12 protein-coding genes are annotated in these 14,955 nt (G+C 72.7%); 3 read left to right on the top strand and 9 right to left on the bottom strand.

What is annotated here, in order from left to right; translation table 11 throughout:
• Nucleotides 1–28: 28 nt before the first annotated feature.
• A complete protein-coding gene (locus ACWFR1_RS28300) occupies nt 29–865 on the top strand; it encodes a pentapeptide repeat-containing protein (protein ID WP_453555875.1) in 837 nt (278 codons plus the stop codon).
• 25 nt (nt 866–890) lie between these two features.
• Here the strand turns inward: ACWFR1_RS28300 and ACWFR1_RS28295 are convergent, their stop codons facing one another.
• From ACWFR1_RS28295 to ACWFR1_RS28275, 5 genes are all read right to left on the bottom strand, one after another.
• On the bottom strand, nt 891–1,067 hold the full coding sequence (locus ACWFR1_RS28295) for a hypothetical protein (protein WP_453555873.1): 177 nt from the start codon (nt 1,065–1,067) through the stop codon (nt 891–893).
• Between the two features lie 57 nt (nt 1,068–1,124).
• Nucleotides 1,125–1,901 carry a GNAT family N-acetyltransferase gene (locus ACWFR1_RS28290; RefSeq protein ID WP_453555871.1) on the bottom strand — a complete coding sequence of 259 codons (777 nt, stop codon included), beginning with the start codon at nt 1,899–1,901 and terminating at the stop codon, nt 1,125–1,127.
• A gap of 343 nt (nt 1,902–2,244) precedes the next feature.
• Nucleotides 2,245–3,459, bottom strand: a complete 1,215-nt coding sequence (locus ACWFR1_RS28285) for a cytochrome P450 (protein ID WP_453555869.1) — start codon at nt 3,457–3,459, stop codon at nt 2,245–2,247.
• Entirely contained in the window at nt 3,456–4,043 is a 588-nt protein-coding gene (locus ACWFR1_RS28280; protein WP_453555867.1) for a cupin domain-containing protein, read from the bottom strand. The genes ACWFR1_RS28285 and ACWFR1_RS28280 overlap by 4 nt, the downstream gene beginning before the upstream one ends.
• A gap of 16 nt (nt 4,044–4,059) precedes the next feature.
• Nucleotides 4,060–5,280: a cytochrome P450 gene (locus ACWFR1_RS28275; protein ID WP_453555865.1), complete on the bottom strand. Its 1,221-nt coding sequence runs from the start codon at nt 5,278–5,280 to the stop codon at nt 4,060–4,062.
• A gap of 292 nt (nt 5,281–5,572) precedes the next feature.
• Here ACWFR1_RS28275 and paaK point away from each other — a divergent pair, with 292 nt between their 5' ends.
• Nucleotides 5,573–6,871 (top strand): phenylacetate--CoA ligase PaaK, encoded by a 1,299-nt coding sequence (paaK, locus tag ACWFR1_RS28270; RefSeq protein WP_453555905.1) that lies wholly within the window; start codon nt 5,573–5,575, stop codon nt 6,869–6,871.
• A gap of 120 nt (nt 6,872–6,991) precedes the next feature.
• Here paaK and ACWFR1_RS28265 read toward each other — a convergent pair whose 3' ends face one another.
• Entirely contained in the window at nt 6,992–8,503 is a 1,512-nt protein-coding gene (locus ACWFR1_RS28265; protein ID WP_453555863.1) for a fatty acyl-CoA synthetase, read from the bottom strand.
• A 167-nt stretch (nt 8,504–8,670) separates the two neighbouring features.
• Here ACWFR1_RS28265 and ACWFR1_RS28260 point away from each other — a divergent pair, with 167 nt between their 5' ends.
• Nucleotides 8,671–11,103, top strand: coding sequence for a penicillin acylase family protein (locus ACWFR1_RS28260; protein WP_453555861.1), 2,433 nt, complete (start codon nt 8,671–8,673; stop codon nt 11,101–11,103).
• A 45-nt stretch (nt 11,104–11,148) separates the two neighbouring features.
• Here the strand turns inward: ACWFR1_RS28260 and ACWFR1_RS28255 are convergent, their stop codons facing one another.
• From ACWFR1_RS28255 to ACWFR1_RS28245, 3 genes are read right to left on the bottom strand one after another with little or no spacing between them, the layout of a single operon-like run.
• Nucleotides 11,149–12,246 (bottom strand): calcium:proton antiporter, encoded by a 1,098-nt coding sequence (locus ACWFR1_RS28255; RefSeq protein WP_453555860.1) that lies wholly within the window; start codon nt 12,244–12,246, stop codon nt 11,149–11,151.
• Nucleotides 12,247–12,286: 40 nt separating this feature from the next.
• Nucleotides 12,287–13,831 (bottom strand): acyl-CoA synthetase, encoded by a 1,545-nt coding sequence (locus tag ACWFR1_RS28250; protein ID WP_453555858.1) that lies wholly within the window; start codon nt 13,829–13,831, stop codon nt 12,287–12,289.
• Nucleotides 13,828–14,952: an NAD(P)H-dependent flavin oxidoreductase gene (locus ACWFR1_RS28245; RefSeq protein ID WP_453555856.1), complete on the bottom strand. Its 1,125-nt coding sequence runs from the start codon at nt 14,950–14,952 to the stop codon at nt 13,828–13,830. Before ACWFR1_RS28245 ends, ACWFR1_RS28250 begins: the two co-directional genes overlap by 4 nt.
• Nucleotides 14,953–14,955: the final 3 nt, after the last annotated feature.

Genomic DNA, 14,955 nt, shown 5'->3' with positions numbered 1-14,955 from the left:
CGATACGGTGGACGGATCCGTCCCCGCCATGCGAAGGAACCGTTCCACCGTGCCCGAGACCCGGGAATCCGCTCTGCGCGGCGACTGTGCCAACTGCTTCGGGCTGTGCTGCGTGGCGCTGCCCTTCGCCAAGTCGGCCGACTTCGGCGTGAACAAGTCGTCCGGTGAGCCCTGCCGCAACCTCCAGGAGGACTTCCGCTGCGGCATCCACACGCGGCTGCGGCCCAGCGGGTTCCAGGGCTGCACGGTGTACGACTGCTTCGGCGCGGGACAGCGGGTCTCCCAGGTGACCTTCGGCGGCGTGTCCTGGCGCGAGGCGCCGGAGACCGGGCGCCGGATGTACGAGGTGTTCCCCGTCGTACGCCAGCTCCACGAGCTGCTGCGCTACCTCACCGAGGCCCTTGCCCTGTCGGCCGCCCGCCCGCTCCACGCCGAGCTGCGCGCGGCTCTCGCCCGGGTCGAGGCGCTGGCCGGAGGAACGCCGGACGCGCTGGAGAAGCTCGACGTGACGCCCGTGCGGGCCGAGGTGAACCCGCTGCTCCTGCGCACCAGCGAGCTGGTCCGGGCTTCGGCCGGCGGCCGGCCGAAGAGCCGGCGGGGGGCCGACCTGATCGGCAAGCGGCTGCGCGGGGCGAAGCTGCGGGTCACGGATCTGCGCGGCGCGCTCCTGATCGCCGCCGACCTCACCGGCGCCGACCTGACGCTCACCGATCTCATCGGTGTCGACCTGCGGGACGCCGACCTGTCGGGCGCGGACCTGACCGACGCCCTCTTCCTCACGCAGCCACAGCTGAACGCGGCGCGCGGAAACGCCGCGACCCGCCTCCCGGCGGGCTTCGAGCGCCCCGCGCACTGGGCGACCTGACGCACCGACCGCCCCGATCCCCGGTTCAGCGAGGCCCGACCACGAGGATCTCGCCCACGCGGTGACCCTCCTCCACGGGCCGGTGCAACGTCGGCGGCCAGTACCTCGTCGACGCCTTCGCCACCCTGGCGGCCGGCGGCACCCTCTCCAGCGTGGCCGCTCCTCCGAGGCGGTACAGGCTCTCCTCGGTCGGCGCCTCCACGGCAAAACCGTCCTGGATCTCGCGCAACCGACCGGATCCGACACCGTCACCACAAGCTCAGAAGCTGTACGTGTACGGGGTCGTCGTGGAGAGCGTCAGGAAGCCGAGGCGCTGGAGGATCGGGCGGCTCGTCTCCGCCGCGTCGACCTGGACGTAGCGGTGGCCGCGGGCGGCGGCGATGCGGGCGCGGTGGGCGACGAGTGCGCGGTAGAGGCCGCGGCCACGCCAGGCCTCGACGGTGCCGCCGCCCCAGATTCCGGCGAAGTCGGTGCCCGGGGAGAGTTCGAGGCGACCCGCGCTGACGGGTTCCCCGGCCGCGAGGGCGACGACCGCGGTGACCGTGTCCGGGTCGGCCGCGAGCCGGTCGAGGAGCTGGCGGCCGATGTGGGAGCTGTCGGTGCCGAAGGCGCGTTCGTGGACCTCGACGACCTGGCGTACCCCGGCCTCGTCGGTGACCGCGTGAAGTTCGACGCCTTCGGGGAGCGGCACCTCCTGAGGCAGGGCCGCGGCCTCGGCGGCCATCAGGGTCTCGGGGTCGTCCACCGTGAAGCCGGCGGCGAGGAGGCGGTCGGCGAGGTCGGCCGGGGCGTCGTGCCCGTACAGCTTCCACTCGAAGGACAGTCCGGCGGCGCGGTAGTGGGCGATCTGCCCGGCGATCACGGCGTCGGCCCCGGGGCCGTCGAGGCCGGACCACAGGACGCCGTTCCAGGCGTGCGCCGGCCCGGTCTGCCGGACGACGGGTCCGACGCGCTCGACACGGCAGCCCGGCCCGTCGGGGCGCGCCTCGCGGCGCAGTTGGCGGTCGTAGAGGTCACGGAGGTACTGGGGTTCCATGCGGGTCACTCCAGCACCCCGTCCGGCGCCCCGGCAACAGGTTTCGCCTGGCCAGGGCGCTGGGGTCGGGTGCGGGGTCGGCACCGGAGTCAGAGCCGGGGCCCTGGGGTCGGGGTCGAGGCAGGGGCCGCGGTCGGGGCCGCGGTCGCGGTCGGGGCCGCGGTCGGCGTCGGGGCCGCGGTCGGCGTCGGGGCCGCGATCGGGGCCGGGGCCGCGGTCGGCGTCGGGGCCGCGATCGGGGCCGGGGCCGCGGTCGGCGTCGGGGCCGCGGTCGAGGTCGAGGTTGGGGTTGGGGTCGAGGTCGGGGTCGGGGTCGGGGTCGAGGCAGGTGATCGGGAAGCCGTCACCAAGTGACGGGGAGCGAGACCGGGCCTCGGTTGACCGTTCCCCGGCGCCATGCGATCCGCTCGGGTTCCACCGCTGTGGCGAGTCCGGGGAAGCGGGTGAGAAGGGTGGAGAGCATCACCTCGGCCTCCATCCGGGCCAGTTGGGCGCCGGCGCAGTAGTGCGCGCCGTGGCCGAAGGCGAGGTGCGGGGCCTCGTTCCGGTCGAGGTCGAGCCGGTCGGGGTCGGTGTACACGGCGGGGTCGCGGTTGGCCGCCGGGTAGAAGACGTAGACGGCCTCTCCCTCCCGGATCGTGACGCCGCCGACCTCGATGTCGGCGGTGGCGATCCTGGGCATGCCGACGCCGTTGCGCTGCGGGATGTAGCGGAGGAGTTCGTCGACGGCCCTGGGGAGGCGGTCGGGCTCGGCGCGGAGCTTCGCCGTCTGCTCGGGGTGGACCAGCAGCACGTACAGCATGGTGGCGACGATGTTCCGTACGGCGTCGAGGCCGTTGAGGGTGAGCATGACGGACATCGACACCAGTTCGGGCGTGCTGATGCCGCCGGTGGCGCGGGCGGCGGCGAGTTCGCTGACGAGGTCGTCGCCGGGGTGTTCGGTGCGGTGCCGGGCGAGGTCGGCGAAGTAGCCGGCGATCTCCTTCTTGACGGTCTCGCCCTCGGCTGCGGTGGTGTCGCTGGAGAGGACTCCGGCGCGCCACCGCTCGACCCGGTCGAGGTCGGCGGCCGGGACGCCGAGGAGTTCGGCGATGACCGTGGCGGCGAGCGGGCCGACGAAGGTCTCGGCGAGGTCTGCGGGCGGGCCCGCCTCCAGGGTGCGGACGGCGAGGGCTTCGGCCGTCCGCCGGGTGTGCTCGCGCAGCGCGACCATACGGCGCCGGCCGAAGGTGGACGCGACGAGCTTGCGGAGCCTGGTGTGGTCGGGCGGGTCGGCGCGGCCCACTCCCCCGGCGGGCGCGAGGGTGTGCGGGGTCATGCTGGTGACGGGCCTGCCGACGGTCAGGGCCCGGCTCAGTCGCGGGTCGGAGGCGATCTGCCTGACGTCCTCGTAGCGGGTCACGAGCCAGGCGTCGCCCTCACCGTAGGGGAGCCTGACACGGGCGACCGGCTCCTCGCGGAGGAGCCGGTGGGGCAGCGGATCGAAGACGGTGTCGGGAAGCGGGGGCACGGCCCAGTCGTGGACGACGAGGCCGTGCTGTTCCGGCGGTGGGGTCATGGGTCGGGGGTCGCCTCCGCCCGGGCGGGGGCCGTGGCCGGCCTGTCGGCGTCGTGCCGGAGGGGGGTGATCTGTTCGATGTCGTAGCGGACGCGGAGCTGTTCCACGGCGGCGTGGTCGACCTCGCCGCCCGAGCCGAGGATCTCCATGAGCTCCTCGAAGTACCGCTCGTGGTCGGGCGGGGGTGAGGCCTGGAACAGCATCCGTACCGGTTCCCCGGTGGGGTTGGCGAAGGCGTGCGGGCAGCCCGGTGGCACGAGGATCAGTGTGCCGGGGGTGGCCCGGACCGCCCGCTGTCCGGTTCCGGACTCCCACTCCCGCCAGCTGTCCGGAGTACGGACGAGCGGCTCGAACGCGAGGACGTCGAGCTCGCCCTCCAGGACGTAGAAGAGCTCCTCGCTGTGCCCGTGGGCGTGGGCGCCGACGTCGAATCCGGGTGGTACGACCACCTCGAAGGTGGAGGCCGTACGGGAGTGTTCGCCGGTCACCTTGAAGGTGACGTGCTGGGCGGCGGTGGTGAAGGTCCTGCCGTGGCCGGGCGGCACGACGAGGCCGCCGCCCGGTCCGATGGCTGTGGCGGTCACGGGGTGCGGGCTCCTCTCACCAGGTGACGGGCAGGGTCTCGGGGCCCCGGATGAGGGCGCCGCGCTGCCAGCGGATCTCCTCCTCGGGGACGGCGAGCCGCAGATCGGGGAAGCGGGTCCACAGCGATTCGAGGAGGATCTCCGACTCGATGCGGGCGAGGGCGGAGCCCGGGCAGTAGTGCGGTCCGTGGCCGAAGGCGACGTGCGGGTTGTAGCCGCGGTCGAAGTCGAGCCGCTCCGGCTCGGCGAAGACGTCCGGGTCGCGGTTGGCGGTCAGGTACGAGACGTAGACCGGGTCTCCCGCCGGGATGGTGACGCCGCCGACCTCGACGTCCTCCAGGGCGATGCGGGAGAGGCCGACGGCGTTGCGGTGGGGGATGTAGCGGAGGAGCTCGTCGACGGCCTGCGGGACGAGTTCGGGCTCGGCGCGCAGTCGGGCGAGGTGCTCCGGGTGGGTGAGCAGCGCGTACACCATGTTGGCGCTGTTGTTGCGGACGGCGTGGGCCCCGCCGATCTGGATGAGGACGGCGAGTCCGACGGCCTCGTGCTCGGTGAGGGTGTCCTCGTCGACGGCGTCGGCGAGGACGGCCGCGAGGGTCTCCTTGCCGGTGCCGTGGCTGCGGCCGATGAGTTCGGTGAAGTACCGGCCCATCTCGGCCTTGGCCTGCTCGCTGGCCTCCCGGCCCGCGCCGGCGGAGATGATCGTGTCGGACCAGCGGGCCATGAGCGACTGGTCGCCCTCGGGCACGCCCATGAGTTCGCTGACCATGGCGAGCGGGAAGGGACGGTTGACGAGTTCCATCAGGTCGGCGGGGGCGCCGTGTTCCTCGACCCGGTCGAGGAGCCGGTCCATGACCTCCTGGGCGTGGTCGCGGAGCGCGCGGAGGGCGCGGGCGCTGAACGCGCGGGCGACGACGCGCCGCATCCGGGTGTGGTCCGGCGGGTCGGCGAAGCCGACGGCGCCTTCCATCGGGATGAAGTGCGGGGCGACGCGGGTGATGGCGCGCCCCCAGACGGCCTGGCGGCTGAAGCGGGGGTCGACGGAGACGAACTTGACGTCCTCGTAGCGTGTGACGAGCCAGGCGTGGCCCTCGCCGTGCGGGAGTCGGACCCGGGTGACGGGGTCCTCGTGCAGCAGTCTGGCGAGGAGCGGGTCGAAGTCGAGGCCGGTGAGGTCGGGCACGGCCCAGAAGTGCACTTGGGGCGTGTCGGCGGTGCCGGGGGCGGTGGTGGTCACGGGGCCACCCCCGCCGTCGTGTCGGGGGCGCGGGTGTCGAGCGGGAACAGGGCAGGCATGACGTTCACTTTTCCCCGGAATGCCGCCCGACCGCCCCACTTCACCCAAAAGCACCCCAAGGTGTGATCCCAGGGCGAAACGACTGCCCGACGGGAGCGAACACGTCGCACCCCTTGCCAACCCCCCGGCCCCAGTGGTTTTACTGGCCCGTAAAGGATCTACCGAATGATCGGTAGTCCGTTTTACGGCATCGTGGACGACGGTACGGGTGAAGGAGTGGCGCATGCCGGATCTGACGGGACTGCTCGACAGCGGCGAACGGCTCGGGCGCGAGGAGCTGGCTGCCCTCCAGCTGGAGCGGTTGCGCGCGACCCTGCGGCACGCGTACGAGAACGTGCCCTTCTACCGCACGTCCTTCGACGCGGCCGGCCTGTCCCCCGACGACTGCCGCACGCTCGCCGACCTGGCCCGGTTCCCCTTCACCGCCAAGTCGGACCTGCGCGACCACTACCCCTTCGGGATGTTCGCGGTCGACCAGTCCCGGATCCGGCGCGTCCACGCCTCCAGCGGCACCACCGGTCGCCCGACCGTGGTCGGCTACACCGACAGGGACCTGGACACCTGGGCCGACGTGGTGGCCCGCTCCCTGCGCGCCGCCGGTGCGCGCCCCGGGCACAAGGTCCATGTGGCGTACGGATACGGCCTGTTCACCGGCGGGCTCGGCGCCCACTACGGCGCGGAGCGCCTCGGGTGCACGGTGATCCCCGCCTCGGGCGGCATGACGGCCCGCCAGGTGCAGCTCATCCAGGACTTCCGGCCCGAGATCATCATGGTCACCCCCTCGTACATGCTCACGCTGCTCGACGAGTTCGAGCGGCAGGGCGTGGACCCTCGCTCGACCTCGCTGAAGGTGGGCGTGTTCGGCGCCGAGCCGTGGACGGAGGCGATGCGGAAGGAGATCGAGGAGCGCTTCGCCATCGACGCGGTCGACATATACGGCCTGTCGGAGGTGATCGGCCCCGGCGTGGCGCAGGAGTGCGTGGAGACCAAGGACGGCCTGCACATCTGGGAGGACCACTTCTACCCGGAGATCGTGGATCCGTTCACGGGCGAGGTGCTGCCGGACGGCGAGGAGGGGGAGCTCGTCTTCACCTCCCTCACCAAGGAGGCGATGCCGGTGATCCGCTACCGGACGCGCGACCTGACCCGGCTGCTGCCGGGGACGGCGCGGGTGTTCCGGCGGATGGAGAAGGTCACGGGGCGCAGCGACGACATGATCATCCTGCGCGGGGTGAACCTCTTCCCCACGCAGATCGAGGAGATCGTGCTCCGCACGCCGGGCGTGGCTCCGCACTTCCAGCTGCGGCTGACCCGGGAGGGCCGGCTCGACGCCCTGACGGTGCGGGCCGAGGCCCGCGCGGAGGCGACGGGCGAGGAGCGTGCGCGGGCGGCCCTGGCGATCGCGGCGGCGGTCAAGGACGGGGCAGGGGTCTCGGTCGGGGTCGAGGTGGTCGACCCCGAGACGCTGGAACGGTCCGTGGGCAAGATCAAGCGGATCGTGGACCTCAGGGAGTCCGGCAGCGGGGGGTGACGATCCCGCGTCTCGCGGAGATCGTCTCGCGGAGATCGTCGTCCTTGGGCCGAGCAGGCCCTCCGCCGGCCGGGGCACCGATCGCCGGAAGGTCACCGCTGAGCCGGCACCGCCGGACCGTCACTCCTGGGTCGAGTAACGGTCCCTCAGTTCGCGCTTGAGGATCTTGCCGCTCGCGTTGCGCGGCAGTTCCGGGATGAAGTGGACGCGTTTCGGGGCCTTGAAGTGGGCGAGCTTCTCCCGGGCATGCGCGAGGAGTTCGGTCTCCGAGACCTCGCCGCGCGGGACGACGACCGCGGTGACGGCCTCGATCCAGCGCTCGTCGGGGAGGCCGATCACGGCCACCTCTGCGACGCCCGGGTGCGTGTAGAGGGCGTCCTCGACCTGCCGCGAGGCGACGAGCACTCCCCCGGAGTTGATGACGTCCTTCACCCGGTCGACGATGGTGAGGAAGCCCTCGGCGTCGCGCACGGCGAGGTCGCCCGAGTGGAACCAGCCGTCCCGGAAGGCCGCCTCGGTCTCCTCGGGCTTGCGCCAGTAGCCCTCGCACAGCTGCGGTGAGCGGTAGACGATCTCGCCGGCGGCGCCGTCGGCCACGTCCTTCCCGTCCTCGTCGACGACCCTTGCCTCGACGTGGCGGACGGGCCGCCCGCAGGAGTCCATGCGGCCCTCGTGCTCGTCGGGGCCGAGGACCGTCGCGAGGGGGCCGATCTCCGACTGGCCGAAGCAGTTGAAGAAGCGCAGTCCGGGCAGCCGCGCCCGCAGCCGTTCCAGTACCGGTACGGGCATGATCGAGGCCCCGTAGTAGGCCTTCCGCAGCGGCGACAGGTCCCGGTCGGCGAAGTCCGGATGGTTGGCGAGGCCGATCCAGACGGTCGGCGGGGCGAAGAAGCTGTCCGCGCGGCCCGTCGTGATCAGGTCGAAGAGGGCGCCGGGGTCGGGTCCGTCGACGATCGTGTTCTCGGCGCCGACGGCGAGGTAGGGCAGCAGGAAGACGTGCGTCTGCGCCGAGTGGTAGAGCGGCAGCGCGTGGACCGGCCGGTCGTCCTCGCGCAGGTCGAGGGCCTCGACGGCGCTCGCGTACTCGTGGACGAGCGCGCGGTGGGTCATCATCGCGCCCTTGGGCAGGGCGGTGGTGCCCGAGGTGTAGAGGAGCTGCACGACCTCCCCGGCGTCGCGCTCGCTCCGGTACTCCTCCGGCACGGCGATCGCGTCGAGGAGTGAACCGGGCGCGTCCCGCAGGGCTTTCACCGCGAAGCCGTCCGGGACGCGGTCCACGAGGGCGGGGTCGGCGAGGACCAGCGAGCTCTCCGACTGTTCCAGGAGGTACGCGAGGTCGTCGCCGGCCAGGTGGTGGTTCACGGGCACGTGGATCAGGCCCGCCCGCGCGCAGGCCAGGAACGCGATGAGGTAGGCGTCCGAGTTGTGGCCGAAGGTCGCGACCCTGGCCCGGTCGGGGAGGCCATGGCCGTGGCGCGGCTCCCGCAGGACGGCGGCGGCGGTCGACACGGCGGCGTCCAGCTCGGCGTACGTCCAGGTCCGGTCGCCGTACCGGACGGCGATCCGGTCCGGGACGCGCTGGGCGCTCATGCGGAGGACGCCGTCGACGGTGCGGCTGAGGAGTCGTTCCATGCCGCGATCCTCAGCGTGCGACGGGCGGAAGGTCAAGTACCGTGCGGCGCGCCGTACCTCCGGCACACACACCCCGACCTCGGATACCGAACGGGATGTTGACAAGGGGGCACGCAACTGCGTGCATGGTCCAACCCGCAGTGCTCATCCATCCGTTGGGAGGCATCTTGCACCTCCGCACCCGTCTGAAACACCTGGCGCTCACCGGCGCGGCTCTCGCCGTCGTCACCGCCACACTGCCCGGCGCGGCGGCGGCCGACTCCGGCGACCGCGGCCACCGGCCGTCCGACCGGGGTCTGTCGGCCGTCATCCGGTACACCGAGTACGGCATCCCGCACATCGTGGCGAAGGACTACGCGAACCTGGGCTTCGGCACGGGCTGGGCGCAGGCCGCCGACCAGGTCTGCGTCCTCGCCGACGGCTTCCTGACCGTGAACGGCGAACGGTCCCGGTACTTCGGTACGGACGCGGCCCCGGACGGTTCGCTCTCCTCGGCCACCTCGAACCTCTCCAGCGATCTGTACTTCCGCGGCGTGAAGGACGCCGGGACGGTCGAGGAACTGCTCCGGACGCCCGCGCCGGCCGGGCCGAGCGGCGACCTCAAGGAACTGATGCGGGGCTGGGCGGCCGGCTACAACGCCTGGCTGCGGAAGAACCGCGTCACCGACCCCGCCTGCGCGGGCGCCGACTGGGTCCGCCCGGTGACGGCGCTCGACGTGGCGCGGCGCGGTTTCGCCGTCTCGGTCCTCGGCGGACAAGGCCGGGCCGTCGACGGCATCACCGCCGCCCGGCCGCCCGCCGCTCCGCCGGCATCCACCCAGGCACCCGAACCGATATCCGGCCCGGCGTCCGACGAGGCACCCGGTGCGGATCCCGATCCGGCGCGCACCGCCGAGGCGGCCCGTGCGCTGTTCGCCGCGGAGAACGCCACCATGGGCTCCAACGCGGTCGCGTTCTCCGGGGCCACGACGGCGAACGGGCGCGGGCTGCTCCTGGGCAATCCGCACTACCCCTGGCAGGGCGGCCGCCGCTTCTGGCAGTCCCAGCAGACCATCCCTGGTGAGCTGAACGTCTCGGGCGCCTCGCTCCTCGGCACGACGGTCGTGAACATCGGCTTCAACGACAGGGTCGCCTGGAGCCACACCGTCGCCACCGGCGTCCCCCTCAACCTCCACCAGCTCACGCTCGCGCCGGGCGACCCGACGTCCTACCTGGTGGACGGCCGCCCGGAGCGGATGACCGCGCGCACGGTGAGCGTCCCGGTCAAGGGCGGCGACCCCGTCACCCGTACGCAATGGTGGACGCGGTACGGCCCCGTCGTCGGCGGCCTCGGAGCGCAGCTCCCGCTGCCGTGGTCCGCGACGACGGCGTACGCGCTCAACGACCCCAACGCCGTCAACATGCGCGGCTCCGACACCGCGCTCGGCTTCGGCAGGGCGCGCTCGACGCAGGACGTCGCCGACACGCTGCGGCGGACGCAGGGGCTTCCGTGGGTCAACACGATCGCGGCCGACTCGGCAGGGCACTCGTACTTCAGCCAGTCACAGGTGCTCCCCCGGATCACCGACGAGCTCGCCCAGCGCTGCTCGACCCCGCTGGGCCGGGTGACGTACCCGGCATCGGGCGTCGCGGTGCTCGACGGTTCGCGCGCGGACTGCGCGCTCGGGTCCGACCCGGACGCGGTCCAGCCGGGGACCTTCGGTCCGGCGCGGATGCCGGTCCTGCGGGACACCCCGTACGTCGAGAACTCCAACGACAGCGCCTGGCTGACCAACGCCGACCGGCCGCTGAGCGGCTACGAGCGGATCTTCGGCACGACCGCCACGCAGCGCTCGCTGCGCACCCGGGGCGGTGTCGAGGACGTGGCGGCGATGGCGGACCGGGGGCGGCTCACGGTGGCCGACCTGCAGCGGCAGCAGTTCGCCAACCGGGCGCCGGCCGGTGATCTGGCGGCGGCCGACGTCGCCGCCGCCTGCCCGGCGGCGCTGCCGGACGATCCGGAGGCCTGCCGGGTGATCGGCGCCTGGGACAGGACGGTGAACTCCGAGAGCCGGGGCGCGCTGTTCTTCGACCGGTTCTGGCGGAAGTTCGCCGGTTCCGTGCCGCCGGCCGAGCAGTGGAAGGTGCCGTTCTCGGCGGCCGACCCGGTCCGCACCCCGCACACCGTGAACACGGCCGCGCCGGGCTTCGCGAAGGCGCTGCGTGACGCGGCGGCGGAGTTGCGGGCGGCGGGGATCCCGCTGGACGCGCCGCTCGGCTCGCACCAGTTCGTCGTACGGAACGGGGAGCGGCTCCCGGTGAGCGGCGGGACCGAGTCGCTGGGCGTCTGGAACAAGACGGAGCCCGTGTGGAACGCGGCGGGCGGCGGCTATGTGGAGGTCGCGCACGGGACCAGCCACGTACAGGCCGTGGGCTGGGACGGGGGCCGCTGCCCGGTGGCCCGCACCCTGCTCTCGTACTCCCAGTCATCGAACCCGCAGTCCCCGCACTACAGCGACCAGACCCGGCTGTACGCGGGCGAGCGCTGGGTGACCTCGCGGTTCTGCGAGAAGGACATCCTGCGCTCGCCGGCGCTCCGGGTGGTGGCCGTCAGGGACTGAACGGGCCGTCAGGGGCTGAACGGAGCGTCAGGGACCGAGCAGCCCTCATGGGCTGAACGAGAGGAACACGAAGGCGGCGAAGATCACGAGATGGACGCCGCCCTGGAGGAGCGTGGCCCGTCCGGGCACCACGGTCAGCGCGCTCACCACACCGGTGAGGGTGAGCAGGACCAGATGGAGCGGGCCGAGGCCCAGCACCAGGGGCCCGGACAGCCAGATCGACGCGAGCGCGATCGCCGGAATCGTCAGTCCGATGCTGGCGATCGCGGAGCCGTAGGCGAGGTTGAGGCTGGTCTGCATACGGTCGCGGCGGGCCGCGCGGACGGCGGCGAGGGTCTCGGGCGCCAGCACCATCAGGGCGATGACGACACCGACGACCGCCTTCGGCAGACCCGCCGACTCCACGCCGTCCTCGATGGTGGGCGAGACCAGCTTGGCGTTGCCGACGACGGCGACGAGAGCGAGGACGAGCAGGCCGAGACTGGCCAGGGTCTCGCTTCTGCCCGGCGGGTCGGCGTGCTCGTCCGCCGCCTCCTCGCCGGGCCGGGGCACGGGGAGGAAGTAGTCGCGGTGCCGGATGGTCTGGACGGCGACGAACACGCCGTACAGGCAGAGCGAGGCGACGGCGGCGAACGCGAGCTGCGCGGAGGAGAACTCGGGTCCTGGCTCGCTCGTGGTGAAGGTCGGCAGGACGAGTGTCATGACCGCGAGGGTGCAGACGGTCGCGAGCGCGCCGCCGGAGCCCTCGGCGTTGAAGACCGCGACGCGGTTGCGGAGGGCGCCGACGAGGAGGGACAGGCCGACGATGCCGTTGCAGGTGATCATCACGGCGGCGAAGACGGTGTCGCGGGCGTAGGTCGAGGTCTTCTCGCCGCCTCCCGCCATGAGGGTGACGATGAGTCCGACCTCGATGACGGTGACGGCGACGGCGAGGACGAGCGAGCCGTAGGGTTCGCCGACGCGGTGGGCGACCACCTCCGCGTGGTGGACGGCCGCGAGGACGGCGGCGATCAGGCAGAGCGCGATGAGCCCGACGGCGAAGCCGGGAAGGTCTCGCCCCCAGGCCGCGCCGAGCGCGAGCGCGGCCACCACCGGGCCCCAGGTGGTCCACTGTCGTGTCAATGACGCCGTGCTCGAACTCATGATCCGCATCCTGCCATATGGCAGCTTTCACCCTTTTCGTTCAGCGGTCGTGACCCTCCCAGTACGGGTCGCGGAGGCGGCGCTTGTACAGCTTGCCGTTGGGGTCGCGGGGCATGGCGGTGACGAAGTCGACCGTCTTGGGGCGTTTGAAGCCGGCCAGGCGGTCACCGCAGTGGGCGAGGATCTCGTCCGCGAGCGCGGGGCCCGGCTCGTGCCCCTCGGCCGCCTCGACGACCGCCTTGACCTCCTCCCCCCAGTCGGCGTGCGGGATGCCGAAGGCGGCGGCGTCCGCGACGGCCGGGTGCGTGAGGAGCGCGGCCTCGATCTCGGCCGGGTAGATGTTGACCCCGCCCGAGATGATCATGTCGATCTTGCGGTCGCGGAGGAAGAGGTAGCCGCCCTCGTCGAGGACGCCGAGGTCGCCGACGGTGAAGAAGTCGCCGATGCGGTTCTTCGCGGTCTTCGCCTCGTCCTTGTGGTACTGGAAACCGCCGGTGTTCATCTTCAGGTAGACGGTGCCGACTTCGCCCGGGGGCAGTCGCTTCCCGTCGTCGTCGAAGACGGCGAGTTCGCTGATGGGCCAGGCCCTGCCGACCGTACCGGGCCTCTTCAGCCACTCCTCCGCCGTGGCGAAGGCGCCGCCGCCCTCGCTGGCCGCGTAGTACTCCTCGACGCACCGGCCCCACCAGTCGATCATCGCCCGCTTGACGTGCTCGGGGCAGGGCGCGGCGCCGTGGATCGCGTGGCGCATGGAGGAGACGTCGTACCGCTCCCGTACGTCCTGGGGAAGGGAGAGCAGGCGGTGGAACTGGGTGGGGACCATGTGGGTGTGGGTGCAGGCGTACCGGTCGATGAGCCGCAGCATCTCCTCCGGCGCCCACCGGTCCATGAGGACGAGGGGGTGCCCGATGTGCAGGGCGGCGGAGGCGAACTGCAGGACGGCGGTGTGGTAGAGCGGCGAGCAGACGAGGTGGACGTTGCCGTCGGCGGGCCGGATGCCGAAGATGCCGAGGAAGCCGCCGAGATGGGTCTCCTCCGGGAGCTTCCCAGGCAGCGGGCGGCGGATGCCCCGGGGGCGTCCGGTGGTCCCCGAGGTGTAGTTCATGACCCAGCCGAGCGTGCGGTCGGCGGGCGCCGACCCGTCCTGGCCGTCGAGGAGTTCGGCGTACGGGCGGAAGCCGGGCACGGTGCCGACGGCGTACCGGTGGCTGGGGGCGAGCCCGGCCTCGTCGGCGGCGAGGGTCGCCGCCTCGCCGAACCGCTCGTGGGCCAGCAGGACCTTGGCGCCGGAGTCGGCGACGATCCAGGCGATCTCGGGTCCGACGAAGTGGTGGTTGACGGGGACGAGGTAGAACCCGGCCTGGGTGGCGGCGAGATGGGCCGTGAAGAACTCGGGGCCGTTGGGCAGGACGACGGCGAAGGCGTCTCCGCGTTCGAGTCCGGCGGCGCGCAGCCCGTGGACGAGGCGGTTGGCCTCGGTGTGCAGCCGGCCGGCGCTCCACTCCTCGCCGTCGGGGGCGACGAGCACCGTACGCCCGGGGTCGGCGGCCGCCTGGGCCCAGAAGCCGGTGGGTCCCTGGCTCATGCCTCGCTCCGTCCCGCGATGCGGTTGATGCGGTCGACGGCCTTCTCGAAGCCCCGGGTGAGCTCGTCGACGACCTGCTGGACGCTGCGCTCGGAGTTCATCCGGCCGACGATCTGACCGACGGGTGTGCCGAGGAGCGGGTCGATCTCGTACTTCTGGATACGGGAGACGGCCTCGGCGACGAGGAGTCCCTGGAGCGGCATCGGGAGGGTGCCGGGGCCGGCCGGGTCGTCCCAGGCGTCCGTCCACTCGGTGCGGAGCTGGCGCGCGGGCTTGCCGGTCAGGGCGCGGGAGCGGACGGTGTCGCCGGAGCCGGCGGCGAGGAGCTTGGCGGTGAGGGCGCGCGAGTGCAGGTCGGCCTCGGTGGTGGTGAGCCAGATCGAGCCGAGCCAGACGCCCTGGGCGCCGAGGGCGAGTCCGGCGGCGATCTGCTCGCCGCTGCCGATGCCGCCGGCGGCGAGCACGGGCAGCGGGGACACCGCCTCGACGACCTCCGGGGTGAGGACCATGGACGCGATCTCGCCGGTGTGGCCGCCCGCCTCGTACCCCTGGGCGACGACGACGTCGATCCCGGCGTCGGCGTGGTGGCGGGCGTGCCGGGCGCTGCCCGCGAGGGCGGCGACGAGGACGCCGTGGTCGTGGGCGCGGGCGACGACGTCCGGGGGCGGCGAGCCAAGGGCGTTGGCCAGCAGTTTGATCGGGTAGTCGAAGGCGACGTCGAGCTGGCCGCGCGCGACCTGCTCCATCCAGCCGGTGATCCGCCAGCCGGAGGCCTCGCCCTCGGCGAGTTCGGGCACGCCGTGCTTGGCGAGGGTCGCGCGGACGAACGCGCGGTGCTCCTCGGGGATCATGGCCTCGACGTCCGCTTCACTCAGCGTCCGACCTCCCGGGGCCTCGGCCTTCTTCGCGGGCATCACGACGTCGAGGCCGTAGGGCAGGCCGTCCGTGTGCTCCTGCATCCAGTCGAGGTCGCGGGCGAGGTCGTCGGGCGCGGTGTAGCGGACCGCGCCGAGAACTCCGAATCCGCCGGCTCTGGTGAGGGCGGCGGCCACCGCGGGGAAGGGCGTGAAGCCGAAGATGGCGTGCTCGATCCCCAGGGTGCGACTCAGCTCCGTCTTCATGGG

This window comes from Streptomyces sp. NPDC055103, from assembly GCF_053607625.1.
The sequence above is the reverse complement of the archived record's forward strand: the minus strand, read 5'-3'. Positions and strand labels throughout refer to the sequence as shown.

Coding starts and splice junctions, on each gene's coding strand:
- ACWFR1_RS28290 (WP_453555871.1), bottom strand. CDS start 1,901: ATGGAACCCCAGTACCTCCGTGACCTCTACGACCGCCAACTGCGCCGC.
- ACWFR1_RS28285 (WP_453555869.1), bottom strand. CDS start 3,459: ATGACCCCACCGCCGGAACAGCACGGCCTCGTCGTCCACGACTGGGCC.
- ACWFR1_RS28300 (WP_453555875.1), top strand. CDS start 29: ATGCGAAGGAACCGTTCCACCGTGCCCGAGACCCGGGAATCCGCTCTG.
- ACWFR1_RS28245 (WP_453555856.1), bottom strand. CDS start 14,952: ATGAAGACGGAGCTGAGTCGCACCCTGGGGATCGAGCACGCCATCTTC.
- ACWFR1_RS28265 (WP_453555863.1), bottom strand. CDS start 8,503: ATGGAACGACTCCTCAGCCGCACCGTCGACGGCGTCCTCCGCATGAGC.
- ACWFR1_RS28250 (WP_453555858.1), bottom strand. CDS start 13,831: ATGAGCCAGGGACCCACCGGCTTCTGGGCCCAGGCGGCCGCCGACCCC.
- ACWFR1_RS28255 (WP_453555860.1), bottom strand. CDS start 12,246: ATGAGTTCGAGCACGGCGTCATTGACACGACAGTGGACCACCTGGGGC.